Here is a 26,282-nt window from a genome sequence, read left to right on the forward strand (position 1 = left end):
GGCCATGACGGACGCGCCTCCGGTCGTCAAGACCTCTTGAGGAGTCGTATGCTGGCGGCGTACCTCGAACTGGAACGGTGAGTACCAGATGGCGAAGGCGTACGAGAAGATCGCCGATGAGCTGAGAGAGGCCATCCGCGCAGGTCAGCTGGTTCCAGGAGACCGCCTGCCGGCCGAGACGGCCCTGGCGGACCAGCACCGGAAGAGCGTCCCGACGGTCCGGGAGGCACTCCGCCTCCTGCAGGACGAGGGGCTGATCGAGAAGCAGCACGGCCGCGGCAATTTCGTCCGTCGCCCCCGTACGCGCGTGCTCCGCACGAACCTGCGCCACCAGTGGGAGAAGGACCGGGCGCTGGAGACGGAGCAGGAGCGTCTGCAGACCGGTGCCACGGAGCACGACACCGGCCTCCAGGTGAACGACCTCGTCTTCCACGCCTCCTACGGGGAGGCCAAGGCGGACAAGTTCCTCGCCGAGGCCTTCGACGTCGCCGAGGGCACGGCCCTGGTCGAGCGGATCTACCGCACGCGGTACGCGGTCGAGACCGCGCCCTTCGCCCTCGTGAGCTCGTACCTCGTGCGCGACATGGTCGCCGTGAACCCCGCCCTCCTGGACGAGAACAACGAGCCCTGGCCCGGCGGCACCCAGAACCAGCTGCTGACGATCGGCATCGAACTGGACCGCATCGAGGAGCGGATCACCGCCCGTCCGCCGACGCCCGAAGAGGCCGAGGAGCTGGAACTCCCGCCGGGGACCTCGGTCATCGTCCTCCGGAAGACCTCGTACGACATCGACAACCGCGCCGTGGAGATCTCCGACGTCACGCTGCCCGGCGACCGCACGGAAATGCTCTTCACCACTCCCCTGGAAAGGTGGTGAGTGCTGCCGTGAGCCGGCGCATCATCATCGTCACCGCTGTCCACGCCCCTTCCGCCCACTTCCTGTCGGACGCGTACAAGTCGATCTGCGAGCAGGAACTCCCCGAGGGCTGGGAGTGGCACTGGCTCGTCCAGGAGGACGGCCAGACCGACCAGGTCGCCCCGTACGTCCCGCAGGACGAGCGGGTGACCTTCCACCAGGGCAGGCCGGGCGGCCCCGGAGTCGCCCGCATGATGGCGCTGGCGCACGCGGACGGCGACTACGTCAAGGTCCTGGACGCCGATGACCAGCTGGCGCCCGGGGTCCTCGCCCGCGACCTGGCCGCCCTCGAAGCGGACGCGTCGATCGGCTGGGCGACGTCCCGCGTGCTCGACCTGCTGCCCGACGGCTCGACCGTCGGCTTCCCCGGCGACCCGGAGCCCGGCGCGATCGAGCGCGGCGAGGTCCTGGAGCACTGGAAGACGAACGACTTCCGCGCCCAGGTCCACCCGGCGACGCTCTTCGTCCGCCGCGACCTCCTCCTCGCCGTGGGCGGCTGGATGGCCCTGCCGGCCTCGGAGGACACCGGCCTGCTGATGGCCCTGGACGCGACGAGCCGTGGCTGGTTCTCGGCGGAGGTGGGTCTGCTCTACCGCAAGTGGCCCGGGCAGGCGACGAGCCAGCCGTCGCACACGGAGGCGGCGGAGCGGGAGGCCCGCATGGCGGTCGTACAGGCGCGGGCGGAGCGACTGGCGGAGCTGGGGTGGGGGTACCCGGCTCAGGCGCAGGGCTGAGCCCTGCGCGGCTGCCGCGGCCCAGGGCTCGGGCGACGCTGGTGAGGGGCGAGCGGCCGGTGGGCCGGGCAGGTGGGCCGGGCAGGTGGGCCGGGCCGGTGGCTAGACCCATCGGGTCCAGTACACCCTCCCGTTGGCCTCGGCTCCCGCATGAGCGCTGACGGTGCCGTTGACCATGTCCGTGTAGCTGTACCTGGACGTTCCCGCGTAGTCGCCGATGCTCTGGTACAGGTCGTTCTCCACGCCGAACCAGGTGCCTCGGGCGACCCCGCTCACCCTTGCCCAGTTCGCCCGGCAGGCGGCGCTCCACCGCAGCTCGATGAGCCCGCCGCCGGGCAGCGACTCCGAAGCCACGGTCCGGGCGCCGGCGTCGCATCCCATGGCCACGGGGTCCTTGTCGGTGCACTCGGCTCCGACACAGGACGCAGCCGGAGCTCCGGCGGGCGAGGCCGCGGCGGCGTCCAGCGGCAGCGAGGCGGCGCCGACCACGACAAGCAACACGGCAGCCTTCACAGGCTTCAGGGACTTCAAGGGCCGCAGGGCCTTTCCGAGCCGTCCACGCGACACGCTCATCCTCCAGAGCTCAGCGGCCACTTTCGATGCCGACGATCCAGAGATCGGCCCCGCGTTCGCCACGCTGGAGAGCGCATACGAGGGTTGTCCGGCGGCGAAGGCGTGCGCCCGCGCGAGGGTGGGGCGCACGGAAATGAGCGGCAGTCAGGGGTCCGCCACCCGAACCGCCGCCCGTGTCGTCCTCGCCCTCGTCAGGGAAGCCGTGCGGCGTCCACGCGCGAGAAGACGAGGTCCGTCTCGCCCGTCACCTTTCCCACCAGCCGGACCGGCTCACGGGCTGCGCCGCCCAGCGCGGCCACGTAGCTCTCCGGCGTGTAGTCGTTGACGAGCCGGTACGGGTGGAAGCCGTGGTCCCGCATCGTCCGCATCAGCTCGTCGACGGAGTCGCCGACCTGCGCCATCCGCTCCGGCGTGACCTCGACGGTGATCTCCGCGTCGGTCCGGAGCTTGGGGAGCATGGGAGCCATCCCCCGGACGACACTGCCCTCCGCGCCTTCCACGTCGATCTTGATCACGCGTGCCCGGGCGATCTCCTCGTCGGTGAGGAGGTCGGGCAGCGGTCGCGCCGCGATCTCGAAGGTGGACTCGGCGGGTCCCTCGTACGGAACGATGCTGTTGGCGCCCATGTTCGCGGAGCTGGCCAGGACGAACTTCAGGGTCTCTTCGGTGTCCGAGACGGCGCCGTTGACCGCGCGGACGCTGCCGTACTCGTTGAGGGCGACGTTCCGCAGGAGGCGCCGGTGGAACACCGGCGAGGCCTCGACGGCGACGACCCGGCCCTCGGCGCCGACGAGGGAGGCGGCGAGGAGGCTGTAGTAGCCGATGTTCGCACCGACGTCGATGTACGTGTCCCCGGGCCGCAGGCGCCGCTGGAGCCACCCCGTCATGTGCGGCTCCCAGACGCCGAACAGGTAGAGGTACCGCTGGATGAGGTCCTGGGTGTCGACGGCGACGCGGGAGCCGAAGCGGGTCTCGGTGACGCGGCGACGAGGGTGCTCCCGCAGGCGAGGGTTGAGGAAGCGGCCGGCGAGCAGGGCCTTGCCGGCCGGGACCGGGGCGTCACGTACGTACCGGCGCCCGAGGGTCACCAGGGCCTCTGAGACGGGGGTGATCATCCGCTTGCCTCTCTGTCGGGCGTCACCTGAACCGTAGCGCCCGGCCTTGCCCCCGCGTCTGGTTGCCTCGGTCAATTAATGTCCGCACTGCTCTGGCCTCTTCGGGGAGGGCGTGCCACCCTGCCGCCGACGAGCGCACCGGAGACGAGGAGACGGCCATGACCGCACCGAACGGCACCGCTCAATCCGACGCCGGCCCGGCTGACACAGCACTTCGCGACCGCCACGGCGCCCGTGCGCGGAGCGCCGTGGCGCGAGCCGTCGCGGCGTGCCGCCACGCAGGCATCGACGACAGCCAGGCCAGGCTCGTACCCGACAGCCCGGAGTCGAGGGCGGCCCAGGCGGTCCGCCTGACCAACCAGAACCTCGCCTCCCTCGCCGGGACCAGCCCCGACCCGGCGGCCGACGCACGCTGCGCCCGGAACGCCGCCGCTGCAGCGACCCTCGCCGCCGAGGCGGCCAGGGCCCACGGCGGGGGTGGCGACCTGGCCGAGGCCGCGTATCGCAGCGCGCTCCAGGCGTCACTGGCCGCCGCAGCGGCGGCGGGCGGGAGCGCCCTCGGCCGGGACGAGGACCTGAACGCCAGGGCGGAGGCCGCCGAAAGGGCGGCTGTCGCGGCGGTGACGGCGGCGGGCTGGCTGTAGCAACGGCCGGCAATCACCACTGAGCGCGACGAGCACCGGACGGGTCCTCCACCGATGGGCGGAGGACCCGTCCGGGCTGCCCGTCGGGGCCGGGACCGTGGCGTGACTGCGGGTCAGCGGTCGAAAGGAAGGTCGAGCATGCGGATCGCGTTGCCGCGCATGAGCTTGTAGACGACGTCGTCCGGGAGGCCGGCGACGTGGTCGGCCGCCACCTGCTTCGTGTGCGGCCACGTGGAGTCGACGTGGGGGTAGTCGGTCTCGAAGGTGGCGTTGTCGACGCCGACCGTTTCGATCGCCTCGATGCCGTGCTTGTCGCGGAAGAAGCAGCAGAAGATCTGCCGGTAGTAGTACGAGGACGGCGGCTCCGGGATCAGGCCCTTCACCCCGCCCCAGGCGCGGTGCTCCTCCCACACGTCGTCCGCGCGCTCCAGGGCGTACGGGATCCAGCCCATCTGGCCCTCGCTGTAGGCGAGTTTGAGCCGCGGGAACTTCACCAGGACACCGCTGAAGAGGAAGTCCATCATCGACGCCATCGCGTTGTTGAAGCTCAGCGCGGCCTGGACGGCCGGCGGGGCGTCCGGGGAGGCCGCGGGCATCTGGGACGACGAGCCGATGTGCATGTTGACCACGGTGCCGGTCTCCTCGCAGGCCGCGAAGAACGGGTCCCAGTAGCCCGAGTGGATGGACGGCAGGCCGAGGTAGGTCGGGATCTCCGAGAACGTCACCGCCCGTACGCCGCGGGCGGCGTTCCGGTGGATCTCCGCCACCGCCAGGTCGATGTCCCAGAGCGGGATCAGGCAGAGCGGGATCAGCCGGCCGCCGCTGTCGCCGCACCACTCCTCCACCATCCAGTCGTTGTAGGCGCGGACGCAGGCGAGGGCCACCTCCTTGTCCTTCGCCTCGGCGAAGGTCTGGCCGCAGAAGCGCGGGAAGGTCGGGAAGCAGAGCGAGGCCTCGACGTGGTTCATGTCCATGTCGGCGAGCCGGGCCTTCGGGTCCCAGCAGCCACGGCGCATCTGCTCCCGCGTGATGCCGTCCAGGGTCATCTCGTCCCGTGAGAAGCCGACGGCGGCGATGATCCGCTTGTACGGGAAGATCCCGTCCTCGTACCGCCACCAGTCCGTGAGCTGGCCTTCCGGGTCGGTCGTGAACCGGTACTTCCCGCCGACGTACTCCAGCTCCCCGATGCCTGCGGTGAACGGCTTCGGCCCCCGGTCGCGGTACTTGCTCGGGAGCCAGGTCTCGAAGAGGTGGGCGGGCTCGATCACGTGATCGTCCACGCTGATCACCTTCGGGAGATCCATGGTGCCGCTGTCGTCGGTAGCCACGTCGCTTACCCCCTGCCGCTCGTCGGTGCCCCCGACGAGAATCTGACGAACCGTCAGTTCGAGGTTATGGGCTGGACCGGTGAGCGGCAAGGCTGACGCGGCGACGCACCCCTCTTGCCAGCCGCTCCGCGATCCGCTGAACTGACGATCCGTCAGGTTCGGTGGATGGAAGGAGCGCTCCGATGCGGACGATCTGGCTCGACGGAGCCGAGTGGATGGCGGTTCTCCGGATCGGCCTCGGCCTGTGGTGGTTGGAGAGCTGGCGCCACAAGGACAAGAAGGACTGGTTCGCCGGCGGCGGCATCCGCTGGGCGGCGGGCGTGGCGGAAGGGCACCGCTGGCCCTTCGTGCGCCAGGGCTTCGACCTCGTCGTACGGCCGCGCCCGCGCCTCATGGCCTACCTCGTCGCGTACGCCGAACTGGCCCTCGGCCTCGGCCTCGTCCTCGGCTTCCTGACGCCGATCGCGCTGATGGCGGGCCTGGTCCTCAATCTGATCTACCTGGTGCTGATGATCCACGACTGGGGCGAGCAGGGGCAGAACCTGATGATGGCGCTGATATCGGCGGTCGCGTTCTTCGCCATGGGCTGGCAGACGTGGTCGCTGGACGGCGCCTTCGGGTTCTTCCTGTAGGACACAGCGCCACGGCAGGAATTCCGGAGAAGCCCCGCGAACCAGGAGCAGCCACTCAGGCGACAGTGGACGAGGCCGGCTGGGACGTGCTGAGGCGGGGGGCGGGGAAGGCGGAGGAGGAGGTGTGGGCGTGGCGCGCCGCCGCGACGGCTTTTCGGGCATGCGGTGGCCCCGGTCCGCGAGATGCCGCGACGACTCCTAAGATCCTCTGGACATCCAGATGACGCCGTGTCAGGGGGACGCATGGGAAGCGCCGAGCAGTGGGTCACGATCGCCGCCGTGTTGCTGGGTGCGCTGACCACCCATCTCACGACGTATTTCATGGAACGGCTGCGCAAGAAGCACGAGTTGGTGACGCGCTGGGACAGCAAGAAGCTCGAAGCGTACGAGGGCTACATCGACTGCGTCCGTGCCTGCATATTCCTGGCGGTGCACCTCTACGAGTGCCGCGAAGGCCTGCGTGAGCGCGACAAGTCCGACCAGGAGCTCCTGGCCGAGATGTCGGAAGCCGGCCGGACCCGCGGCCGGGCCTTCGAGCGGATCATGCTGCTCGCCGGGGACGACGTCGTGGAGGCCGCCCACGAGCTGAACCTGGCCGCGGCCCAGGTCGACTGGCAGGCCAACGGCAAGATCGACGGCACTCTCGAGGACTGGCGGGAGCGGAACCGTGCCGTGTTCCGGGCGATCAACGCCTTCCACGAGTCGGCCCGCGTCGACCTCGGCGTGGACGGCAGCGTCTCCGGCGAGAAGCACCCCGAGCGGGACCTGCTGCTTCCCGCCACGCGGCGCGAGGGTGACACCGCCGGCACGTGACCGATTCTGCCGGGGCAGGGCGCCGTACTACGGGCGGCGGGGCAGCAGGGCCTCGGCGGCGGCCGCCGCCACGACGTCGGCGACCGTGGACAGGGCCGGTGAGTCCAGCTTCCACTGCTGCCAGTACAGCGGGACGTCCAGGGGCCGGCCCGGTGCCAGTTCCACCAGGTGGCCTGTGCGCAGCAGTGGCTCGGCCTGCGGTTCGGGTACGAGGCCCCAGCCGAGCCCTGCGGCCACCGCGTCCCGGAAACCGTCCGAGGCGGGCACCATGTGCCGGATCCGCCCCGCTCCGGAGCGGCCCCTTGTGAGGGACCGGACGAACGCGTCCTGGAGGTCGTCGCGCCGGTCGAAGACCACCGTGGGCGCCTCGCTCAGGTCCGCGGCCAGGTCCCCGGTGACATGGCGTGCCGCGAACTCCGGCGTGGCCGCGGCCAGATAGCGCGCCGACCCGAGCTGCCGTACGGTGCAGCCCGCCACCGGCTCCGGCGAGGAGGTGACGGCCGCCATCACCTGGCCCTCGCGCAGCAGCGCGGTGGTGTGGGACTCGTCCTCCCGGTAGAGCTCGAAGCAGATCGGCGGGTCCTGCGGCACCCGGGTGAGCGCGGGCAGGAACCAGGTGGCGAGGGAATCGGCGTTGACCGCTATCGGAACCCTCGCCGGGCCCTGCTCGGCCGCCAGGCCGAGCTCGGCGCGGGCGTCCCGTTCCAGCCGGGCCAGCTGCCGGGCGAAGCGGACCACCACCTCGCCCGACTCCGTGAGCCGTACCGGCTTGGTCCGCTGCAGCAGGACCCGCCCGGTGCGCTGCTCCAGCGCCTTGACGCGCTGGCTGACGGCGGAGGGAGTCACGTGCAGGGCGGCGGCCGCGGCGTCGAAGGTGCCTTCGTCGACGACCGCGAGCAGGGTCCGGACCTGGTCCAGGGGAAGCTCGTCCATAAGTACCGCTAAGGATACTTAAGAATCTTTAGCTGTACGCACGGAGCCATGCTTCGTACGGTCGGTCTCATGACCAGCAGCACCATCGCCGCCGTAATCGCCGGTTTCGGAACCGGCCTCTCCCTCATCGTGGCCATCGGCGCCCAGAACGCCTTCGTCCTGCGTCAGGGCGCCCGCGGGCACGCCGTCCTCGCGGTCGTCGCGATCTGCGCCGTCTCGGACGCGGTGCTCATCGCGCTCGGGGTGGCGGGCGTCGGCGCGGTGGTCACGGCCTGGCCGGCGGCGCTGACCGCGGTCGGTCTGGCGGGCGGCGCGTTCCTGCTCTGCTACGGCTTCCTGGCGGCCCGGCGGGTGCTGCGCCCCGACCCGGAGGCCTCCCTGAAGGCCGGCGACGGGCCGGGGGCGCGGTCCGCGCGGCGGGCGGTCCTGACCTGCCTGGCGATGACCTGGCTGAACCCGCACGTCTACCTCGACACCGTGCTCCTGCTGGGTTCGCTCGCCTCGGACCGCGGCGACCTGCGCTGGGCCTTCGGCGCGGGCGCGGCCATGGCCAGCCTGAGCTGGTTCGCCGCCCTGGGGTTCGGCGCCCGGCTGCTGAGCGGCGTCCTGTCCCGGCCGCGGGCCTGGCGGGTGCTGGACGGGCTGGTCGCGGCGACCATGCTCGCGATGGGAGGGATGCTGGTGGCCGGGGCCTAGCGCGCGGGACGCGTACGTGGACGCGGGGCGATCACCCTTCAATACCCGCTCTACGATGAGGCGTCCAGAAGAAGGGTGGGTTCTCAGGTGCTGGTCGCGGACCGATATCGGCTCCAAGTGTGTGTCGGACGTGGCGGCATGGGCGAGGTGTGGCGGGCGACCGACGAGGTGCTCGGGCGGGACGTGGCCGTGAAACTGATGCTGGGTCATGAGCACGACCCGTCGGCGGCCGACCGCTTCCGCATGGAGGCGCAGACCGCGGCCCGGCTGAGCCATCCGCACGTGGTCGGGGTGTTCGACTTCGGCACCTGGGACGGGAAGCTGTTCCTCGTCATGGAACTGGTGGCGGGCGACAGCCTCGCCGGTGACCGGGCACGGCCCGTGGTGCTCGGTGCCGAGCAGGTCGCCACGGTCGCCGCGCACGCCGCTGCGGGGCTCGCCGCGGCACACCGGCAGGGCGTGGTGCACCGGGACATCAAGCCGGGGAACCTGCTGATGGACGCCGACGGCACGGTGAAGCTCGCGGACTTCGGCATCGCGCGCTTCGTCGACGACCCCTCCGCCGGGCTCACCACCACGGGGCAGATCGTGGGCACCGGGCTCTACCTCGCGCCCGAGCGGGCCCTCGGGCAGCCCGCCTCGCCCGCATCGGACGTCTACTCGCTGGGCTGCGTGCTGTATCAACTGATCACCGGACAGACGCCGTTCCGCGCCGACACCGCGACCGCGCTGCTGTACCAGCACATCGACACCCCGCCGACGCCGCCGCGGCAGCTCGGCGTGCCGATGCCCGCCGCGTTCGAGGCGTATCTGCTGTCGCTGCTCGCCAAGCAGCCGGAGCAGCGGCCGACGGCGCAGGCCATCGCCGACTGGTTCACCTCGGGAGCGTGGCGCGACCAGCCGATGCCGCTGCCGCAGGCCGTACCGCAGCCCGCTCCGCATGCCGTGCCGCCCCGGCCCGCTCCTCAGGGCGTGCCGCCGCAGGCCGGGCCGCGTTCCGTACGACCGGGGGCGCCGCATCCGGCCGCCGGCGCCCCCGTCCCCGGCCGGCCCGCGCCCGTACGGCAGGCACCCGCACGGCCGGCTCCCGCCCCGGTCCCGCCCGTGCCTCAGCCGCGGTCGCGGCGGGCCCAGCCGCCGGCCGAGAACCCGCTGGCCGCGATATCCCGGCGCAGACCGCGCCGTACCGCCGCCGTCGCCGGCGCGGTCGCGTTCGTCGTCTTCCTGCTCATCGGGATGGCCTGGCTCAGCTGAGCCGGTCAACGGGGGGCGCGGGCCGGGTCGGTGGACGTGACCCGTTCAGCAGACGCGGGCGGTCACCGGGGGCGCGAGCCGGTCGCAGGGCGCGCGGGCCGGTCGTCGGGGCGCAGGCCGGTCGTCGGGCGCCAGCCGGTCGCCGGGCGCCAGCCGGGTCGCCGGGCGCCAGCCGGTCAGTAGACGCGCGGGGCCATCACATGGCCCTCCTGCTCCTCCGGTCCGAGCAGCAGGCAGCGCGGCACCCCGGGGCCCGGCGTCGCCCGGACGGTCACCGGGGTCGGCGGGTCCGTCGGCAGCTCGACGTGGATGAGGACCGGGCGGTCGTCGTGCGTCGTGGCGTAGCCCGTCTCCTTGCCGTCCACGAGGATCTCGACCACCGGGCGGTGACCGGTCTGCACGGTGGCGCTGACCGAGTGGCCGCGGTAGTCGATGTGGAAGTGGTGCCGTGCTCTCATGACGTCGCCTCCGCGCGCCGGGCCGCCTTCCCTCCAGCGTAGAGCCATCCCGGTTCGTCCGACATCGTCACGGTATGACGGCGAGGGCGGCGGCGCCCGTCAGGACCAGGACCGAGCAGATGCCCAGGTTCACCGCCTTGTACTCGAGGAAGACCGCCGCGAACTCGCGGATGGTCGCGCTCGGCCAGAAGTACGCGGCGGTCGGCGAGCCGACCACCTGCCCGTTGACGCTGGCCTTCCGGGCCATCAGGGCGGCTCTGAAGGCGTGGAAGTTGTTCGTCACGATCACGCACTCCGAACCGGGGCGCTCCGCCTCCATCAGGGCGTGGCTGAACAGCATGTTCTCCTCGGTCGTACGCGACCGGTCCTCGCGCACGATCCGGTCCGCGGGAAAGCCGCGCTCCACGAGGTAGTCGGCCATCGCGTGCGACTCCGGGACCTCCTCGTCGGGTCCCTGCCCGCCCGAGGTGATCAGGACCGGCGTCCGGTCCACCTCGCGGCGCTCGGCCAGGGTCTCGTACACCTGGCGGCCCCGCTCCAGCCGGCTCGCGAGCAGCGGCGGTACGCGGCGGCCGCCGACCAGGCCGGAGCCGAGGACGACGACGTAGTCGGCGTCGCGCCGGATGCGCATCCGGCCGTAGAGGAACGCGTAGCCGATGAAGCTGAGGAACAGGAAGGAGACGTAGCCGAGGACCATCAGGAGGGTGCCGACGACGATGCCGAGGGTCGGGGAGTGGGTGAGGACGGCGGCGACCATCAGGCCCATGACGCCGAACATGCCGAGCCCGGCCAGCAGCGAGAGCAGATTGGCGGGCCGTCTGCCCTCCTTGCGGACCATCTTGACCCCGTTGGCGCACAGCAGCCCGGCGAGCGCCACCGGGCCGAGCGCCAGCACGAGCAGCACGACGACCATCACCGTGACGGCGACGCCGGGCGGCGCGTCGTCGATCCCGGCGAGCAGGCCGAGGCCGAGGAAGGTCACGGCGAGGCCCAGGTACACGGCGTTGCTGAAGCGGCGCCGGTCGCGGAGCACACCGGCGCCGAAGAGCCCGAGGAAGACGGCTGCCACGGCGTAGGCGAACATGCCGTCATCGTAGGCCCCGCCTCCGACAACGGGCCTTCGTCGGCGGCGACTCGTACGGCGGTCACAACTCGCCGACCAGCACGTGCGCTTGGCCGTTCCCCCGCCGGGACATGGACTAGGTTTTCGAGGCCCTGATCGAGTACATCAGCGGGAAGCGGGGCCGGCCGGCCGAGAAGCGGTAGTAGCCGTCCTCGTGCCGCGCGAGCGCCTCGAAGCGGGGGAACAGCGTCACGTCGTGCTCGTGCAGGAACTCGATCCGCAGCCCCGCCTTCGCGATCGCCGTGACGACCTCGCCGACCGGGTGCACCCACTCCACGCTGCGGTTGTGGACGGTGACGGCGTCGAGGTCCGCGTACGTGCCGGACGAGGTGTCGACCCACGGCTCGCGCACGAAGTAGTCGTTCACGATCCGGGTCGCCGTCTCGTCGTCGAACGAGTCGGTGATCGGGTGGAACTCGGCGACGTAGAGGAAACCACCGGGCGCGACCAGCGAGGCGGCCGTCTCCGCCCAGCGGTCGACGTCGGGAAGCCAGCACAGGGCCCCGCCGCCGGTGTAGACGATGTCGTACGAGGAGTCCGGCACCGCCTCGGCCGCGTCGTACGCGTCGGCCGCGACGAACGCGGCCCGGTCCTGCGTGAGGCCGAGGTCGGAGGCGAGGGAGCGGGCGACGTCCACCGCCGGCTCGGAGAAGTCCAGGCCGACGACCCGGGCGGCACCGTGCCGGGCCCAGGACAGGGTGTCCAGGCCGATGTGGCACTGGAGGTGAAGCAGCGAGCGTCCGGTGACGTCCCCGACCTCCGCGAGCTCGAAGTCGCGCAGGGCGTCCTTGCCGGCGCGGAAGGCGTCGAGGTCGTAGAACTCGCTGGCGACGTGGAGCGGGACGCGTTCGTCCCAGCGGGCGCGGTTGGCCGCGTGCCAGTCCTCGGGGGTGGGTGCGTACATGCCCGGGAGGTTATCCACAGGCTGCGGACGGGGCGAACCATTTGTCGGGCCGACGGAGCATCATGGCTGCATGACTGAGGAGATCAAGGACGACGTAGGCGCGGGCGTGGACGAAGACACGGGTGTGGGCGCGGGCGTGGCCGCGGACACGGGCGCGGGCGGCAGGGACTTCGCGGCGGCCCCCGCCTGGGAGCAGCGGTTCCGCGCGCCGCGGGTGTCGCTGCCGGAGTGGGCCGAGGAGGCCCCGGACCGCTCGCTGTTCGTGTCGAACGCGACGGGGACGTACGAGCTGTACGCGTGGGACCGCGCGACCGGTGTGCAGCGCCAGGTGACCGACCGGCCGAACGGGACGACGGACGGCACGCTCAGCCCGGACGGCCGGTGGATCTGGTGGTTCTCGGACACCGACGGCGACGAGTTCGGCGTGTGGATGCGCCAGCCGTTCGGCGGCGGCGCGGACGAGCCGGCCGTGCCGGGGCTCGCGGCCTCCTATCCGGCGGGCCTCGCCATCGGCCGGGAGGGCACGGTCGTGGTCGGCCGGTCCACTGACGAGGACGGCTCGACCGTCCATCTGCTGCGGCCGGGCGCCGACGGGCCGGTGGAGATCTACCGGCACCGCGAGTCTGCCGGCGTCGGCGACCTGTCCCACGACGGCAGCCTGATCGCGATCGAGCACACCGAGCACGGCGACGCGATGCACTCGGCGATCCGGGTGCTGCGCGCCGCCGACGCCTCGGCGGTGGCCGAGCTCGACGACACCAAGGGCGGTACGGAGGAGCTGGGCCTGACCGTCCTCGGCTTCGCGCCGCTGGCCGGGGACACCCGGCTGCTCGTCGGTCACCAGCGGCGCGGCCGCTGGGAGCCGATGCTGTGGGACGTGGCCACGGGCACGGAGACCGATCTGCGGCTCGACCTGCCGGGCGACGTGTCGGCCGAGTGGTATCCGGACGGCTCGGGCCTGCTGATCGTGCACGGCTTCGAGGCGCGCAGCGAGCTGTGGCGGTACGAGATCGCGACCGGCGCCCTGGTGCGGGTGGACACCCCGGCGGGCACGGTGTCGAGCGCGACGGCCCGGCCGGACGGCACCGTGGAGTACCTGTGGTCCTCGGCGGCCCACCCCTCGGTGGTGCGGTCCACGGACGGCTCGGTCGTCCTCGACCCTCCGGGCCCGAAGGCGCCGCCGTCGGTGCCGGTGGAGGACGTGTGGGTGGAGGGCCCGGGAGGCCGGATCCACGCCCTGGTGCAGCGCCCCGCCGAGGGCGAGGGCCCGTTCCCGACCGTGTTCGAGGTGCACGGCGGTCCCACCTGGCACGACAGCGACTCCTTCGCCGCGGGCCCCGCCGCCTGGATCGACCACGGCTACGCGGTGGTGCGGGTGAACTACCGCGGCTCCACCGGCTACGGGCGGGAGTGGACGGACGCGCTCAAGCACCGGGTCGGTCTGATCGAGCTGGAGGACATCGCGGCGGTCCGTGAGTGGGCGGTGGCGAGCGGCCTCGCCGACCCGGAGAAGCTGGTGCTCGCGGGCGGCTCCTGGGGCGGCTATCTCACCCTGCTGGGCCTCGGCACCCAGCCGGACGCCTGGGCGGTCGGTCTCGCCGCGGTGCCCGTCGCCGACTACGTGACGGCGTACGAGGACGAGATGGAGGCCCTGAAGGCGCTCGACCGCACGCTGCTCGGAGGGTCGCCGGAGGAGGTGCCCGAGCGGTTCGCTGCCTCCTCGCCGCTGACGTACGTCGACGCGGTGAAGGCGCCGGTGCACATCTCGGCCGGGGTCAACGACCCGCGCTGCCCGATCCGCCAGATCGAGAACTACGTGGACCGGCTGGCCGCCAGGGGCGCGGTGCACGAGGTGTACCGGTACGACGCGGGGCACGGCTCGCTGGTGGTGGACGAGCGGATCAAGCAGGTCGCGCTGGACCTCGCCTTCGCGGCCCGCCACCTGGGGACCCGGAAGGAGGTGGACTGAGGGGCCTTGCGTACCGTGGGGGTGTGTACCGGTTCCTGAGAACGCCCCGCTGGTGGGGGATCAACGCCTTCGTTCTCCTCGCGATCCCGTTCTGCCTGTTCATGGGTACGTGGCAGATGGGCAAGTTCGAGGACCGTGTCGCGGCCCATCAGGAGGACGAGCGGCGGCCGGACCCGGCGGCGCAGTCCGCCGAGGCACTGGAGACGCTGCTGCCGGTGGACAAGGAGACCTCCGGGCGGGTCGCCCGCGCCAGCGGGCGGTTCGGTGAGCAGTTCCTGGTGCCTGACCGGGAGCTGGACGGCCGCACCGGCGCGTACGTGCTCACGCTCCTGAAGACCGACGGCGGCAAGGCGCTGCCGGTGGTCCGCGGCTGGCTGCCCCCGGGCGCGAAGGCACCGGCGCCGCCGGCCGGCGAGGTGACGGTGACGGGCGCGCTCCAGGCCTCGGAGAACCCGGGCACCAAGGGCGTCCGCGCGGCCGGCGGGCTGCCCGAGGGGCAGCTCGGCATGATCAGTGCCGCGTCGCTGGTGAACGTGGTGTCGGACGACGTCTACGACGCCTGGATCACCCTGACCGACTCCCCGGCCGGACTGACGCCGGTGCCGGCGACGGCCGCCGCGGGCACCTCCCTGGACATGAAGGCCTTCCAGAACCTGGGCTACACGGCCGAGTGGTTCGTCTTCGCCGGCTTCGTGCTCTTCATGTGGTTCCGCCTGCTGCGCCGAGAGGCCGAGGCCTCCCGCGACGCCGCTCTGGGCCTGTAGCCGGACCCGGCGCCGGGCTGGGTCCGTGACCCGGCGCGGGGCTGGGTCCGTCGCCCGGCGCCGGCCTGGGTCCGTGGCCCGGCGCGAGGCTGGGTCCGTGGCCCGGCGCGAGGCTGGGTCCGTCGCCCGGCGCGAGGCTGGGTCCGTCGCCCGGCGCGAGGCGGCGTTGTGGGCCGATCCGGCGTGGGGCCGGGCCCTGTGGGACGACCCGGCCGAGCCGGGTCGCTCAGGAAGCGTCCAGGACTCCGGTCCGGTAGATCGTGCCCGCGCAGGCGTTGGGGATGGTGGCCGCGGCGACGGGACCGCCCGGGTCCGCGGTGTGGGTCACCTCGACGCTGCCGTCCGCCGGGCCGCCGTCGGTGGCGAGCTGGGTGGTGGCGGCGTTGTCCGTGCTGTCCGAGCCGGTGGAGCCGGTGGTTCCGGTGCCGGCCGAGGTGGAGCCTCCGGCCGTCGACGGGCTCGGGGTCGGCGTGGGCTCCGGGCCGGTGGTGGGGCAGGTCTCGCTGGGCACCCAGGCGAACCGCACCTCGTACGCGTTGTCCGGGGTCAGCAGCAGCTTGGGCGCCTCCTGCGACGGGTCGGGCAGGGCGCTCGCCGCGTCGCCGGAGGTGTGCGCGACGACGGTGATCCGCGAGCCGTCGGCGGCGCCGCGCGCCTCGAAGCCGACCTGTCCGGAGCCGCCGACCACGCAGTCGCGGGTGGAGACGTTGGCGATGCGGAAGGTCCCGTAGACCTTCCCGGAGGCGTCCGGCGCACCGGTCTGCACGGAGCTGACGCCCAGCTGGCCGGCCTCGCAGACCGGCTTGGCCTCCGGGGCGCCGGACGGCGCGGTCTCGCCGCCGGAGCTTCCGCCGGGGCCCTCGGCCGACGCGGTGGGCTTGCCTCCGGCGCCCTCGGCCTCGCCCTGGCTGGGTGCCGCGGTGCCGGGGGCCGGGGCGTCGCTCTGCTGGCCGCCCTCGATGCCGGTCTCGGTGCCCGTGCCGCCCTGTGCCTGCTCGCCGTGCCCGGCGTTGACGGCCTTGTCGGCGGTGACCCCGCCCGAGGAGGCGACGTGCACGAGTGCCGGAACGGCCGTACCGACGAGGACCACCGCGGCGGCGACGCCGACGAGCGCCTGCCGCTTGCGCACCCGGCGGGCGGGCACGGCGCGGCGCAGGTGGTCGAGCGCGCCCTCGGAGGGTTCGAGACCGGCCACCGCGCCCTGGAGGAGGCGCCGCAGCGCCAGTTCGTCGGGCGTGCCGTTCTCCGGCGCTTCGTTCACCATCCCGCGTCCACTCAGGTCGTCCCGGTCACCGTGCTGGTCGTGCTGCTCGTTCGGCGCCACGCCGCGGCTCGCTCCCCGGTTCGCCCCGGGGCTCGTCCCCCCGCTCGCCCCGCGGTTCGCCCCGCGATGTGCCGCGTGGCTCGTGGCGCGGCTCTGCGCGACGCCGTCCCGGGCACCCTCCCGGGTGCCGTCACCGGCGCCGTCCAGCGGCCCGCTCATGACGTGGCCTCCATGGCGACCCGCAGCGCCGCGATGCCGCGGGAGCCGTAGGCCTTGACGGACCCGAGGGAGATCCCGAGGGTCTCCGCGACCTGTGCCTCCGTCATGTCCGCGAAGTATCGCAGCACGAGGACCTCGCGCTGCCGCCGCTGGAGCCCGCGCATGGCCTTGATGAGCGCGTCGCGCTCCAGCTGGTCGTAGGCGCCCTCCTCCGCGCTGGCCATGTCGGGCATGGGCTTGGAGAGGAGCTTGAGGCCGAGGATGCGCCGACGCAGCGCGGAGCGCGAGAGGTTGACGACCGTCTGCCGCAGATAGGCCAGGGTCTTCTCGGGGTCGCGCACCCGCCCGCGCGCCGAGTGGACCCGGATGAAGGCCTCCTGGACGACGTCCTCGCACGAGGCGGTGTCGTCGAGGAGGAGCGCGGCGAGACCCAGCAGCGAGCGGTAGTGGGCCCGGTAGGTCTCGGTGAGGTGGTCGACGGTGGTGCCGGCTGCCATCGTGTCGTCAGCGCCCTCGCGGGGCGCCGGAATGCCGCTGACGGGGGCCGGACGGCTGGTCCTGATGGGCATGGGCGCGATCACCGGCATGCCGCCGACCGCGCGCGGCCGCCTGAGCGGGCGCATCGCGGTGCTGCGCAGCGGGATGACCGCCGCGATGTCGAGTACCTCTGCCACGCCTGTTGGACACGCTTCCCCCCGTCAGGGTTGTACGCGTACGCCACCGTTTTTGGCGGTGCGTCATTTGCCCTCATGCGTACCCGTTCTCCCCCGATGCCCCGCTGGTGCGGCGTGCTCCGCGTCACATGCTTCCGGGTGCACGCGAAGACGCTCCCGCCCGACCACTGGTTGCAGAGGGAGGGAACAGCATCGTCGTCCAGGACATCTGACCTGATCAAGAGGCATCTGAAGCCGATTTGCTCACAAGGCGTTCACAGATCCTACAAAGTTGAACGGTGAGGTGGTGCCGATTTCCGGACACCCGCGCAACCAGAGAACCGCTGGGGGCCGCAGTAGGGCTTCGGAAGAGCTCTGGAAGAGCTGGGGAGGGGCTGGGAGGGGCTGGGAAGGGCTGAGGAAGGGGCTGGGGAAGCGCCGGCCCCCGCGGGCTACGGAGGAGTGACGTCGGCCGCGATCCGCTCCGCGATCTGTACGGCGTTGAGCGCGGCCCCCTTGCGCAGGTTGTCCCCGCACACGAAGAACTCCAGCGCCCGCTCGTCGTCCAGCGACCGCCGCACCCGCCCCACCCACGTCGGGTCGGTGCCCACCACGTCCGCCGGCGTCGGGTAGTCGCCCGCCGCCGGGTCGTCGTACAGCACCACGCCCGGCGAGGTCGCCAGGATCTCGTGGGCGCGCGCCACGGTGACCGGCCGCTCGAAGCGCGCGTGCACGGAAGCGGAGTGCCCGGCCACGACGGGCACCCGGACGCAGGTGGCCGAGACCCGCAGCCCCGGCAGGCCCAGGATCTTCCGGGTCTCCTCGCGGACCGCCAGCTCCTCCGTGGACCAGCCGTCCGTCGTCGGCCGGCCGTCCGCCTCGGGCACGCCCGGGACGGGCTCGCCCGACCAGGGCAGCACGTTGAGGGCGAGCGGCCCGGGGAAGGGGCCGGTGTGGTCACCGACGGCCCTCCGCACGTCGCCGGGATGGATGCCGAGCTCGCTGCCGGTCACCAGGGCCAGCTGGTGACGCAGCGCCGCCGTGCCCGCGCGTCCGGCGGCGCTGGCGGCCTGCTGGACCGTGACGACGAGCTCGCCGAGGCCGTACTCGGCGTGCAGCGCGCCGACAGCGACGATCAGCGCCAGGGTCGAGCAGCCGGGGCTCGCGACGATGCCGCGCGGCCTCACCCGTACGGCGTACGGATTGATCTCGGGGACCACGAGCGGCACGTCCGGGTCGGCCCGGAAGGCCGCGGAGGTGTCCACCACCACCGCGCCCTTGGCGACGGCGATCGGCGCCCAGCGCGCCGCGATGTCGTCGGGCACGAGGAAGAGGGCGAGGTCGACGCCCGTCAGGTTCTCCTCGCTCAAAGCGAGGACCTCGCACTCCACCCCCCGTACCGCCAGCTTGCGGCCGGCGGAGCGGAGGGAGGCGAGCAGCCGTATCTCGCCCCAGACGTCCTCGTGGTGCGAGAGCGCCTGGAGCAGCACCGCGCCCACGGCCCCGGTCGCTCCCACGACCGCGAGCGTCGGTTTGCCACTCATGCGTCACTCACCGAAGTGCGCCGCTCGTCGACGGAGGTCCGCGGTCAGCGGCCCGTGCCGCCGTAGACGACGGCCTCGTCGGAGTCGCTGTCCAGACCGAAGGCGGTGTGGACGGCGCGGACCGCCTCGTTGACGTCGTCGGCGCGGGTGACGACCGAGATGCGGATCTCGGAGGTGGAGATCAGCTCGATGTTGACGCCCGCGTCGGACAGCGCGCGGAAGAAGTCCGCGGTGACGCCCGGGTTGGTCTTCATGCCGGCGCCGACCAGGGAGATCTTGCCGATCTGGTCGTCGTAGCGCAGCGAGTCGAAGCCGATCGCGCTCTTCGTCCGCTCCAGGGCGTCGATGGCCTTGCGGCCCTCGGCCTTGGGGAGGGTGAAGGAGATGTCCGTCAGGCCGGTGGAGGCCGCCGACACGTTCTGGACGATCATGTCGATGTTGATCTCGGCGTCCGCGACGGCGCGGAAGATGGCCGCGGCCTCGCCCGGCTTGTCCGGCACGCCGACGACGGTGATCTTCGCCTCGGAGGTGTCGTGGGCGACACCGGAGATGATGGCCTGCTCCACCGTGGAGTCCCCTGTCGGTTCGTTGCTGACCCACGTGCCCTGCAGCCCCGAGAAGGAGGAGCGGACGTGGATCGGGATGTTGTAACGACGTGCGTACTCGACGCACCGGTGCAGCAGCACCTTGGAGCCGGAGGCGGCGAGCTCCAGCATGTCCTCGAAGGAGATCCAGTCGATCTTCTTCGCCTTCTTCACCACGCGCGGGTCGGCGGTGAAGACGCCGTCGACGTCCGTGTAGATCTCGCAGACCTCGGCGTCGAGCGCGGCGGCCAGGGCGACGGCGGTCGTGTCCGAGCCGCCGCGGCCCAGCGTGGTGATGTCCTTCTTGTCGGCGGACACACCCTGGAAGCCGGCCACGATGGCGATGTTGCCCTCGTCGAGCGCGGTGCGGATCCGGCCCGGCGTGACATCGATGATGCGCGCTTTGTTGTGGACCGAGTCGGTGATGACACCGGCCTGGCTGCCCGTGAACGACTGGGCCTCGTGGCCCAGGTTTTTGATCGCCATGGCCAGCAGGGCCATGGAGATCCGCTCTCCGGCGGTCAGCAGCATGTCGAACTCACGGCCGGCCGGCATCGGGGATACCTGCTCGGCGAGATCGATCAACTCGTCCGTCGTGTCGCCCATCGCGGAGACCACGACGACCACCTGGTGGCCGTTCTTCTTGGCTTCCACGATCCGCTTGGCGACGCGCTTGATGCCTTCGGCATCGGCAACGGAGGAGCCTCCGTACTTCTGCACGACAAGGCCCACGTGCGCTCCTCGCTCAGTCCTTGCCACAGCTTGGCACTGCGGTCGGTTCAGTCTAACGAGCGAGGCAGAAACGCCACCGGTATACCGAATGGTGAGATACGGCGCTCGAAGAGTGATCACGCGCCACGAGTGGAGGGGTGCTTTGCGCGTGATCGCGCACGAACGGCCCGCCGCTTCCTCTCCGGGAGCCTCTCCGGGAGCGGGGGCGGCGGGCCGAGAGCGTGGCGGCGGGCCGGCTGCGGGGGGGCCGAGGGCGTGGGGCGGGCCGGCTGCCGGGGGGGCGGCGGGCCGAGCGCCTGGGCGGCGGGCCGGCCGCGGGCGGGAGAGCTGCCGCCCGCCCGTCAGACCCGCGTCATACCTGCCTCAGACCTTGCGGCGGCCGCGGAGACCCAGCGGGCCCGCGATCTCCTGGAGCATCACGCGGCCCGCCTCCTCCGCCAGGTCGTCCTCGGTCATGTCCTCGTCCGTGTCGAGCCCGTCCAGCTCGGCGAGCGGCTGGTCGAGGCGCACATGGGCGACCAGGGACTGCAGGGCGCGCAGGGTCGCGGAGGCCGTCGGACCCCAGTTGGAGAAGTACGAGAACTGCCACCACCACAGCGCCTCGCTGGTCCGTCCGGCCCGGTAGTGGGCGAGGCCGTGCCGCAGGTCGGTGACGATGTCGGCGAGGTTGTCGGAGATCCGGGCCGGCACCGGCGCCTTGCGCGGCTCGTACGGGTCGAAGACCTCGGAGAACACGTCCACCGGCTCGAGCATCGTCGCGAACCGCTCGCGCAGCTCGTCCACGTCCATGTCCGGGCCCGCGTCGGGCTCGTAACGCTCGTCGGGAACGATGTCCTCGTGCGCGCCGAGCCGGCCGCCGGCCAGCAGCAGCTGCGAGACCTCCAGGAGCAGGAAGGGCACGGCACTGTCCGGCTCGTCGCCCTTCGCGACCTCGGTCGTCGCGACGATGAAGCTCTCGATCGAGTCCGCGATCTGGACGGCGAAGTCGTCCGGGTCCTGCGTGACGGAGTGCAGCGTGGCGTCAGACATCGAGGAGCCTTCCTGCTCGGGTCCCTGAGAGCGCACCGGGCCTGTCGTCATACATCTAGCAGCCGCCGCCCCTCGAAGGCACGCCCCAGGGTGACCTCGTCGGCGTACTCCAGGTCACCGCCGACCGGCAGGCCGCTGGCCAGCCGGGTCACCTTGAGGCCCATGGGCTTGATCATCCGCGCCAGGTACGTCGCGGTGGCCTCGCCCTCCAGATTGGGGTCGGTGGCCAGGATCAGCTCGGTGACCGTGCCGTCCGCGAGGCGGGCCAGCAACTCGCGAATCCGCAGGTCGTCCGGTCCGACGCCCTCGATGGGGCTGATCGCGCCGCCGAGCACGTGGTAGCGCCCGCGGAACTCGCGAGTCCGCTCGATGGCGACGACGTCCTTCGGCTCCTCGACCACACAGATGACGGTCTGGTCCCGGCGCGGGTCACGGCAGATGTTGCACTGCTCCTGCTGCGCCACGTTGCCGCAGACCGCGCAGAACCTGACCTTCTCCTTGACCTCCATGAGCGCCTGCGCGAGCCGCCGCACGTCGGTCGGCTCGGCCTGGAGGATGTGGAAGGCGATCCGCTGGGCGCTCTTGGGACCGACGCCGGGCAGTCTGCCCAGTTCGTCGATGAGGTCCTGAACCACGCCTTCGTACAACTCAGCGCCCTTCTTGGGAGTGCTTGATTCTTACGGTAGTGGCTGGAAACCGGCCACAGAAGGTGTACGGCTCAGAAGCCCAGGCCCGGCATCCCGCCCAGGCCCTGCGCCAGCGGGCCCAGCTTGGTCTGCTGGAGCTGCTGCGCGTTCTCGTTGGCGGCCTGCACGGCGGCCACGATCAGGTCGGCCAGGGTCTCGGTGTCCTCCGGGTCGACCGCCTTGGGGTCGATGACCAGGCCGCGCAGCTCACCGGAGCCTGTCACGGTGGCCTTGACGAGGCCGCCGCCGGCCTGGCCGTCGACCTCGGTCGCGGCGAGCTCGGCCTGGGCGCGGGCGAGGTCCTGCTGCATCTTCTGGGCCTGCTGGAGGAGCTGCTGCATATTGGGCTGGCCACCACCGGGGATCACGGTCACTCCTCAGGTCTGGAACGCGGTAAACCGAACTGGCGAGCTCGGCGAGCTCGGCAAGCTCCGCGTGCTCGGTAAACCGAGCCTACGTGGTCCCCGACCCCCACGCCGAAGCAACTCTTTCGAGTGAGAAACTGCGGGCTCCTCTACCTGATCAACACCCTCTTGCGGGCGGAAATCCCGGGATTCCGGGCCCACAGCCCACCATTCGGCGGTAGGAAGGGCAGGCACCACGTGCACCGCACGTCACAGAAGGACACGAGCGCTGAGCTGAACAGAGGAGTTCCCCGGTGAGCCAGCAGCCGGACATGCAGCCACAGCCGGGGAACCCCGAAGGCCCGGGCAAGCCCGGACGTCCGGCCGCGGACCGAGATCTGACCGGATCGCCCTTCCCGCTGGGCGACTGGGGCGAGCCCGCCGAACGCCTCGACGAGCTCTACCGCTGGGTCGAGTCCAACGCGCTGCGCACCGCCGAGTGGTACCTCTCCGACCGCGTCTGGAAGCGCCGCTGCGCCCGCGCGCTGCGCGTCGGCACGGCCCTCGGCGTGATCGCGGGCGCCGCGCTGCCGCTGCTCGACCTGACCGGGGTGGCCGAGGGAACGGCCGGCTGGGGCTATCTGTCGCTGCTGCTGGCCGCCGCCTGCCTGGCCTGCGACCGCTACTTCGGCCTGACCTCGGGCTGGATAAGGAACGTGGCCACGGCCCAGGCCGTGCAGCGCCGCCTCCAGGCGCTCCAGTTCGACTGGGCCTCGGAGAGCGTGCGCGAGGTCCTCGGCCCCACCGAGGGCACCGCCAGCGAGGCCGCCGAGCGCTGTCTGGGCATCCTGCGCCGCTTCTCGGAGGACATCACCGAACTCGTACGGGCGGAGACCGCCGACTGGATGGTCGAGTTCCGCTCGGGCCCGGCGCCGCTGGCCCTGCAGTCCGTCGGCACCACCCCGGCCCGCCCCGAGAGCGGCCACCCGTCCGGCCGCTTCCCGCTGCCGCCGGGCACCCGCCCGAACATGCCGCGCCAGCGGCCGCCGGAGCCGCGCTGAGGCCGTAGAGGGAGGCCCGTAGGGGGGCGGTGGGCCCCTGGCCGTAGTCGTACCCGCGCAGGAGGGGGTCGACGCCCTAGCTCAGGATGATCATCGAGCCCTGGCCCAGGCTCCGGGTCGCCGCCGCGTGGAGTCCCAGCCACACGTGCCGCTCGCGGGCGAAGGGGCTGTCGTCCTGGTACGGGACGGGGGCGGCGGGCTCCTCCAGGGCGGTGGGCCGGTCCGGGGGCCGCGGTGCGGCCGGCGGGTTGGCGGGGTCGATGCCGATCGCCGGCGCCACGAACTCCAGCTCCCGCAGCAGCCCCTGCGAGGAGCCGAGCGGTCCGCCGCCCGCCAGCAGCTCGTCGTTCGACAGCGGCACGGGGAAGTCGACCGGCACGTACGCGCCGGCGTGGTCGTAGTGCCACACCAGGTGGGACTGCTGGGCCGTCGCCTCGAACATCTCCAGGAGCTGCTCGTAGTCCCCGCCGAGCTCGCCGACCGGTTCGACGGGAAGCCCGCACATCTGGAGCAGATAGGCGCGGCGCAGGAAGTGCAGGGCCTCGTAGTCGAATCCGGCGATGGGGGCGACGTCACCGGAAAGACCCGGCATGTACGCGTAGACGGGCACGGTGGGCAGGCCGGCCGCGGTCAGGGCGTGGTCGTAGGTCGCGATCTCTTCCGCGAAGGGGTTGTCGGCGCTGTGGCACAGCACGTCGACGAGGGGGACCAGCCACAGGTCACAGGCCAAGACAGGCTCGCTCTCCGTCAGTCGCCGTCAATTTCAGGGACCGCCAGGGTAGTCGGGGCCTCGGACCACGACTACCTGTGGACCACCTGTCGGGGTGCCTGCCCCCGGAAGACCCGCCTCAACCCGTGGCGTCCGGCCGGCCGGCGCCGCCGGTGCGCGCGTCCAGCCGGTCGGCCCACTCCAGCGACCTCGCGTTGTACGCCCGTACGACCGAGACCGCGCCCTCCGCGTCACCGCGGGTGATCGCGTCGACCAGGTCGACGTGCCCGCTCCACAGCCAGCCCAGCAGATCGCGGTCGGAGCGCAGATAGGGCACCGAGAAGACCCAGGCCTGCACGCGGAGCCGGTGCAGGAAGTCGGCGATGTAGTCGTTGGCGGCGACGAGACGGCCCAGCTCGCGCCAGTAGCGGATGTCGTAGCCGATGAGGACGTCCAGGTCACCGGCCCGGGCCGCGCGGGCGGCGGCCTCGCCGCGACGCCGTATCGAGACGAGCGCCACCCCGACGGAGACCTCGGGGTCGGCGGGCGTGGTCTGCGGGGCCTGGCGGCGGAAGATGCCGTCCACGACGAGCATCCGGGCCTCGACCATGCCCCGGTAGTCGTCGACGGAGAACTGGTGCACCCGGAAGCCGCGGTGCTGGTCGGAGTCGAGGAGCCCCTGGGCGCAGAGGTCGACCAGGGCCTCGCGGACGGGCGTCGCGGACACGCCGTACTGCTCGGCGATCTGCTTGACCGTGAACTCCTCGCCCGGCTGGAGACGCCCCGCGAGGACTTCGTCACGCAGCGCGTCCGCGATCTGCCGACGAAGGGTGTTGCGGGTGACTGCTCCACTGGCGGGCATGGTCCTCGGCCCCCTCCTATGACTTCCGGACACCCTAGTCCAGGCCACGGAGGGGGCCGGTCACGTCACGCGGCGTGAGAGGCGCGGCCCTCCTCGGACCGCGCGCTCGTCGTCGGACCGTGTGCTCGCCTTCAGACTCTGAGCTCGTCGTCGGACAGCGCGCTCGTCGTCGGACCGTGCCGTCGCCGTCAGACCTTGTGCTCGTCGTCAGACCGTGTGCTCGTCGTCGGACCTTGTGCTCGTCGTCAGACCGTGTGCTCGTCGGCGACGGACAGGGCCGCGTCCAGGGCCGCCAGGCCCTCCTTCGCCTCCGCCTCGGTGATGTTGCAGGCGGGGACCGCGTGGGTGCGGTTCATGTTCACGAAGGGCCACAGGCCGTTCTTCTTCGCCGCGGCGGCGAAGGCGGCCATGGGCGCGTTGGCCTCGCCCGCCGCGTTGTACGGCACCAGCGGCTCGCGGGTCTCCTTGTTCCTGACCAGGTCGAGCGCCCAGAAGACGCCGAGACCGCGCACCTCGCCGACGGACGGGTGGCGCTCGGCCAGCTCGCGCAGGCCGGGGCCGAGAACGGTCTCGCCGATGTGGGCGGCGTGCTCGACGACCTTCTCGTCCTCCATGACCTGGATGGTGGCGACGGCGGCGGCGCAGGCCAGCGGGTGGCCGGAGTAGGTGAGGCCGCCGGGGTACGGGCGGGTCTCGAAGGTGGCGGCGATCTTCTCGCTGATGGCGACGCCACCGAGCGGCACGTAACCGGAGTTGACGCCCTTGGCGAAGGTCAGCAGGTCGGGCACGACGTCGAAGTGCTCGGCGGCGAACCACCTGCCGGTGCGGCCGAAGCCGGCCATGACCTCGTCGAGGATGAAGACGATGCCGTACTTGTCGCAGATCTCGCGGACACCGGCGAGGTAGCCGGGCGGCGGGGTCATGATGCCGGCGGTGCCCGGGACGGTCTCCAGGATGATCGCGGCGATCGTGTGCGGGCCCTCGAAGGCGATGGTGTCCTCGAGGTGCTGGAGGGCGCGGCCGCACTCCTCCGCCTCGGTGGTGGCGTAGAACGGCGAGCGGTAGAGGAACGGCGCCCAGAAGTGCACGACACCGGCGGAAGCGGTGTCGGAGGCCCAGCGGCGCGGGTCACCGGTCAGGTTGATCGCGGTGGAGGTGGCGCCGTGGTACGAGCGGTAGGCCGAGAGAAGCTTCGTACGGCCCGTGTGCAGCCGGGCCATGCGGACGGCGTTCTCCACGGCCTCGGCACCGCCGTTGGTGAAGAAGATCTTGTCCAGGTCGCCCGGGGTGCGCTCGGCGATGAGGCGTGCGGCCTCGGAGCGGACGTCCACGGCGAAGGCGGGCGCGAAGGTCGTGAGCTTCCCCGCCTGCTCCTGGATCGCGGCGACGACCTTGGGGTGCTGGTAGCCGATGTTGGTGTAGACGAGGCCGCTGGTGAAGTCGAGGTAGCGGTTGCCGTCGTAGTCCCAGAAGTACGAGCCCTCGGCGCCGGCGACGGCGAGCGGGTCGATCAGGCCCTGGGCGGACCAGGAGTGGAACACGTGCGCGCGGTCGGCGGCCTTGACGGCCGCGCCGGCCTGGGGATCGGGCTCGACCTGAGGGGTCGCGACATGAGGGGTCATGGCTCCGAGGGTAAGGAAGCGCAGGTGGGGCGGGCCATGGCCATCTTGTCCACCGAGACCGGGGCGGACGAGACAGGTTGCCGGGAACCGTGGATACATTGACAGCATGCTGTCGCT

Annotated in this window: 27 protein-coding genes; 10 read left to right on the forward strand and 17 right to left on the reverse strand. The window is 72.1% G+C overall.

Annotated elements, in window-relative coordinates; genetic code table 11:
• Positions 1-88 precede the first annotated feature (88 nt).
• Together ACFVGS_RS04495 and ACFVGS_RS04500 are read left to right on the forward strand one after the other, a co-directional pair.
• Complete coding sequence (locus ACFVGS_RS04495) at positions 89-877, forward strand: GntR family transcriptional regulator (protein ID WP_385690299.1); 789 nt, start codon at positions 89-91, stop codon at positions 875-877.
• Positions 878-885: 8 nt separating this feature from the next.
• Positions 886-1,650 carry a glycosyltransferase family 2 protein gene (locus tag ACFVGS_RS04500; RefSeq protein WP_384408836.1) on the forward strand — a complete coding sequence of 255 codons (765 nt, stop codon included), beginning with the start codon at positions 886-888 and terminating at the stop codon, positions 1,648-1,650.
• A gap of 102 nt (positions 1,651-1,752) precedes the next feature.
• Here ACFVGS_RS04500 and ACFVGS_RS04505 read toward each other — a convergent pair whose 3' ends face one another.
• Both ACFVGS_RS04505 and ACFVGS_RS04510 read right to left on the reverse strand, forming a co-directional pair.
• Positions 1,753-2,151: a DUF2690 domain-containing protein gene (locus tag ACFVGS_RS04505; RefSeq protein ID WP_384408838.1), complete on the reverse strand. Its 399-nt coding sequence runs from the start codon at positions 2,149-2,151 to the stop codon at positions 1,753-1,755.
• A gap of 263 nt (positions 2,152-2,414) precedes the next feature.
• The gene (locus ACFVGS_RS04510; protein WP_384408840.1) at positions 2,415-3,338 is read right to left on the reverse strand and encodes an FkbM family methyltransferase; all 924 of its coding nucleotides are present in this window, start codon (positions 3,336-3,338) and stop codon (positions 2,415-2,417) included.
• A gap of 248 nt (positions 3,339-3,586) precedes the next feature.
• Here ACFVGS_RS04510 and ACFVGS_RS04515 point away from each other — a divergent pair, with 248 nt between their 5' ends.
• A complete protein-coding gene (locus ACFVGS_RS04515) occupies positions 3,587-3,982 on the forward strand; it encodes a hypothetical protein (RefSeq protein WP_385690303.1) in 396 nt (131 codons plus the stop codon).
• Between the two features lie 113 nt (positions 3,983-4,095).
• Here ACFVGS_RS04515 and ACFVGS_RS04520 read toward each other — a convergent pair whose 3' ends face one another.
• The gene (locus ACFVGS_RS04520) at positions 4,096-5,286 is read right to left on the reverse strand and encodes an amidohydrolase family protein (protein ID WP_384408893.1); all 1,191 of its coding nucleotides are present in this window, start codon (positions 5,284-5,286) and stop codon (positions 4,096-4,098) included.
• 206 nt (positions 5,287-5,492) lie between these two features.
• Here ACFVGS_RS04520 and ACFVGS_RS04525 point away from each other — a divergent pair, with 206 nt between their 5' ends.
• Both ACFVGS_RS04525 and ACFVGS_RS04530 read left to right on the forward strand, forming a co-directional pair.
• Entirely contained in the window at positions 5,493-5,942 is a 450-nt protein-coding gene (locus ACFVGS_RS04525; RefSeq protein ID WP_384408844.1) for a DoxX family membrane protein, read from the forward strand.
• A gap of 243 nt (positions 5,943-6,185) precedes the next feature.
• The gene (locus ACFVGS_RS04530; protein ID WP_384408848.1) at positions 6,186-6,755 is read left to right on the forward strand and encodes a hypothetical protein; all 570 of its coding nucleotides are present in this window, start codon (positions 6,186-6,188) and stop codon (positions 6,753-6,755) included.
• 27 nt (positions 6,756-6,782) lie between these two features.
• Here the strand turns inward: ACFVGS_RS04530 and ACFVGS_RS04535 are convergent, their stop codons facing one another.
• The gene (locus tag ACFVGS_RS04535; protein ID WP_385690307.1) at positions 6,783-7,688 is read right to left on the reverse strand and encodes a LysR family transcriptional regulator ArgP; all 906 of its coding nucleotides are present in this window, start codon (positions 7,686-7,688) and stop codon (positions 6,783-6,785) included.
• Positions 7,689-7,757: 69 nt separating this feature from the next.
• Between ACFVGS_RS04535 and ACFVGS_RS04540 the strand changes: the two genes are divergently transcribed.
• Together ACFVGS_RS04540 and ACFVGS_RS04545 are read left to right on the forward strand one after the other, a co-directional pair.
• On the forward strand, positions 7,758-8,384 hold the full coding sequence (locus ACFVGS_RS04540) for a LysE/ArgO family amino acid transporter (RefSeq protein ID WP_384408852.1): 627 nt from the start codon (positions 7,758-7,760) through the stop codon (positions 8,382-8,384).
• An 87-nt stretch (positions 8,385-8,471) separates the two neighbouring features.
• A complete protein-coding gene (locus ACFVGS_RS04545) occupies positions 8,472-9,638 on the forward strand; it encodes a protein kinase (RefSeq protein WP_385690310.1) in 1,167 nt (388 codons plus the stop codon).
• 176 nt (positions 9,639-9,814) lie between these two features.
• On the opposite strand, the gene ACFVGS_RS04550 is transcribed toward ACFVGS_RS04545, so the two are convergent.
• The 3 genes from ACFVGS_RS04550 to ACFVGS_RS04560 all read right to left on the reverse strand — a co-directional run bounded on the left by ACFVGS_RS04550 (position 9,815) and on the right by ACFVGS_RS04560 (position 12,123).
• Positions 9,815-10,096, reverse strand: coding sequence for a hypothetical protein (locus ACFVGS_RS04550; RefSeq protein WP_384408854.1), 282 nt, complete (start codon positions 10,094-10,096; stop codon positions 9,815-9,817).
• A 67-nt stretch (positions 10,097-10,163) separates the two neighbouring features.
• Positions 10,164-11,180, reverse strand: a complete 1,017-nt coding sequence (locus ACFVGS_RS04555; RefSeq protein ID WP_385690313.1) for a YdcF family protein — start codon at positions 11,178-11,180, stop codon at positions 10,164-10,166.
• Between the two features lie 115 nt (positions 11,181-11,295).
• Positions 11,296-12,123: a class I SAM-dependent methyltransferase gene (locus ACFVGS_RS04560; RefSeq protein WP_384408858.1), complete on the reverse strand. Its 828-nt coding sequence runs from the start codon at positions 12,121-12,123 to the stop codon at positions 11,296-11,298.
• A 70-nt stretch (positions 12,124-12,193) separates the two neighbouring features.
• Here ACFVGS_RS04560 and ACFVGS_RS04565 point away from each other — a divergent pair, with 70 nt between their 5' ends.
• Positions 12,194-14,092, forward strand: a complete 1,899-nt coding sequence (locus tag ACFVGS_RS04565) for a prolyl oligopeptidase family serine peptidase (RefSeq protein ID WP_384408859.1) — start codon at positions 12,194-12,196, stop codon at positions 14,090-14,092.
• Positions 14,093-14,115: 23 nt separating this feature from the next.
• A complete protein-coding gene (locus ACFVGS_RS04570; RefSeq protein WP_384408861.1) occupies positions 14,116-14,856 on the forward strand; it encodes an SURF1 family protein in 741 nt (246 codons plus the stop codon).
• Positions 14,857-15,082: 226 nt separating this feature from the next.
• On the opposite strand, the gene ACFVGS_RS04575 is transcribed toward ACFVGS_RS04570, so the two are convergent.
• From ACFVGS_RS04575 to ACFVGS_RS04605, 7 genes are all read right to left on the reverse strand, one after another.
• The gene (locus tag ACFVGS_RS04575) at positions 15,083-16,339 is read right to left on the reverse strand and encodes a hypothetical protein (RefSeq protein WP_385690318.1); all 1,257 of its coding nucleotides are present in this window, start codon (positions 16,337-16,339) and stop codon (positions 15,083-15,085) included.
• Positions 16,336-16,926, reverse strand: coding sequence for a SigE family RNA polymerase sigma factor (locus ACFVGS_RS04580; protein ID WP_384408897.1), 591 nt, complete (start codon positions 16,924-16,926; stop codon positions 16,336-16,338). The genes ACFVGS_RS04575 and ACFVGS_RS04580 overlap by 4 nt, the downstream gene beginning before the upstream one ends.
• A 518-nt stretch (positions 16,927-17,444) precedes the next feature.
• A complete protein-coding gene (locus tag ACFVGS_RS04585) occupies positions 17,445-18,536 on the reverse strand; it encodes an aspartate-semialdehyde dehydrogenase (protein ID WP_385690321.1) in 1,092 nt (363 codons plus the stop codon).
• 44 nt (positions 18,537-18,580) lie between these two features.
• Positions 18,581-19,852 (reverse strand): aspartate kinase, encoded by a 1,272-nt coding sequence (locus tag ACFVGS_RS04590; RefSeq protein ID WP_384408867.1) that lies wholly within the window; start codon positions 19,850-19,852, stop codon positions 18,581-18,583.
• A gap of 363 nt (positions 19,853-20,215) precedes the next feature.
• Positions 20,216-20,881 carry a DUF5063 domain-containing protein gene (locus ACFVGS_RS04595; RefSeq protein ID WP_384422273.1) on the reverse strand — a complete coding sequence of 222 codons (666 nt, stop codon included), beginning with the start codon at positions 20,879-20,881 and terminating at the stop codon, positions 20,216-20,218.
• Between the two features lie 47 nt (positions 20,882-20,928).
• Complete coding sequence (recR, locus tag ACFVGS_RS04600; RefSeq protein WP_384422275.1) at positions 20,929-21,528, reverse strand: recombination mediator RecR; 600 nt, start codon at positions 21,526-21,528, stop codon at positions 20,929-20,931.
• A 71-nt stretch (positions 21,529-21,599) separates the two neighbouring features.
• Positions 21,600-21,935 (reverse strand): YbaB/EbfC family nucleoid-associated protein, encoded by a 336-nt coding sequence (locus tag ACFVGS_RS04605; protein ID WP_384422277.1) that lies wholly within the window; start codon positions 21,933-21,935, stop codon positions 21,600-21,602.
• A gap of 308 nt (positions 21,936-22,243) precedes the next feature.
• Between ACFVGS_RS04605 and ACFVGS_RS04610 the strand changes: the two genes are divergently transcribed.
• A complete protein-coding gene (locus ACFVGS_RS04610) occupies positions 22,244-22,972 on the forward strand; it encodes an SLATT domain-containing protein (protein WP_384422324.1) in 729 nt (242 codons plus the stop codon).
• A gap of 76 nt (positions 22,973-23,048) precedes the next feature.
• Here the strand turns inward: ACFVGS_RS04610 and ACFVGS_RS04615 are convergent, their stop codons facing one another.
• The 3 genes from ACFVGS_RS04615 to ACFVGS_RS04625 form a co-directional block, all read right to left on the reverse strand.
• Positions 23,049-23,702 (reverse strand): hypothetical protein, encoded by a 654-nt coding sequence (locus ACFVGS_RS04615; protein WP_384422279.1) that lies wholly within the window; start codon positions 23,700-23,702, stop codon positions 23,049-23,051.
• Between the two features lie 118 nt (positions 23,703-23,820).
• Positions 23,821-24,543, reverse strand: coding sequence for a GntR family transcriptional regulator (locus ACFVGS_RS04620; protein ID WP_384422281.1), 723 nt, complete (start codon positions 24,541-24,543; stop codon positions 23,821-23,823).
• 245 nt (positions 24,544-24,788) lie between these two features.
• Positions 24,789-26,165: an aspartate aminotransferase family protein gene (locus tag ACFVGS_RS04625; RefSeq protein WP_384422282.1), complete on the reverse strand. Its 1,377-nt coding sequence runs from the start codon at positions 26,163-26,165 to the stop codon at positions 24,789-24,791.
• Positions 26,166-26,282: the final 117 nt, after the last annotated feature.

This window comes from Streptomyces sp. NPDC127114 (genome assembly GCF_042677525.1).
GTDB lineage: Bacteria > Actinomycetota > Actinomycetes > Streptomycetales > Streptomycetaceae > Streptomyces.

Coding starts and splice junctions, on each gene's coding strand:
- ACFVGS_RS04580 (WP_384408897.1), bottom strand. CDS start 16,926: ATGCCGGTGATCGCGCCCATGCCCATCAGGACCAGCCGTCCGGCCCCC.
- ACFVGS_RS04585 (WP_385690321.1), bottom strand. CDS start 18,536: ATGAGTGGCAAACCGACGCTCGCGGTCGTGGGAGCGACCGGGGCCGTG.
- ACFVGS_RS04510 (WP_384408840.1), bottom strand. CDS start 3,338: ATGATCACCCCCGTCTCAGAGGCCCTGGTGACCCTCGGGCGCCGGTAC.
- ACFVGS_RS04575 (WP_385690318.1), bottom strand. CDS start 16,339: ATGAGCGGGCCGCTGGACGGCGCCGGTGACGGCACCCGGGAGGGTGCC.
- ACFVGS_RS04625 (WP_384422282.1), bottom strand. CDS start 26,165: ATGACCCCTCATGTCGCGACCCCTCAGGTCGAGCCCGATCCCCAGGCC.
- ACFVGS_RS04540 (WP_384408852.1), top strand. CDS start 7,758: ATGACCAGCAGCACCATCGCCGCCGTAATCGCCGGTTTCGGAACCGGC.
- ACFVGS_RS04530 (WP_384408848.1), top strand. CDS start 6,186: ATGGGAAGCGCCGAGCAGTGGGTCACGATCGCCGCCGTGTTGCTGGGT.
- ACFVGS_RS04535 (WP_385690307.1), bottom strand. CDS start 7,688: ATGGACGAGCTTCCCCTGGACCAGGTCCGGACCCTGCTCGCGGTCGTC.
- ACFVGS_RS04620 (WP_384422281.1), bottom strand. CDS start 24,543: ATGCCCGCCAGTGGAGCAGTCACCCGCAACACCCTTCGTCGGCAGATC.
- ACFVGS_RS04495 (WP_385690299.1), top strand. CDS start 89: ATGGCGAAGGCGTACGAGAAGATCGCCGATGAGCTGAGAGAGGCCATC.
- ACFVGS_RS04610 (WP_384422324.1), top strand. CDS start 22,244: ATGCAGCCACAGCCGGGGAACCCCGAAGGCCCGGGCAAGCCCGGACGT.
- ACFVGS_RS04555 (WP_385690313.1), bottom strand. CDS start 11,180: ATGTTCGCCTACGCCGTGGCAGCCGTCTTCCTCGGGCTCTTCGGCGCC.
- ACFVGS_RS04560 (WP_384408858.1), bottom strand. CDS start 12,123: ATGTACGCACCCACCCCCGAGGACTGGCACGCGGCCAACCGCGCCCGC.
- ACFVGS_RS04550 (WP_384408854.1), bottom strand. CDS start 10,096: ATGAGAGCACGGCACCACTTCCACATCGACTACCGCGGCCACTCGGTC.
- ACFVGS_RS04525 (WP_384408844.1), top strand. CDS start 5,493: ATGCGGACGATCTGGCTCGACGGAGCCGAGTGGATGGCGGTTCTCCGG.
- ACFVGS_RS04565 (WP_384408859.1), top strand. CDS start 12,194: ATGACTGAGGAGATCAAGGACGACGTAGGCGCGGGCGTGGACGAAGAC.
- ACFVGS_RS04595 (WP_384422273.1), bottom strand. CDS start 20,881: ATGTCTGACGCCACGCTGCACTCCGTCACGCAGGACCCGGACGACTTC.
- ACFVGS_RS04520 (WP_384408893.1), bottom strand. CDS start 5,286: ATGGATCTCCCGAAGGTGATCAGCGTGGACGATCACGTGATCGAGCCC.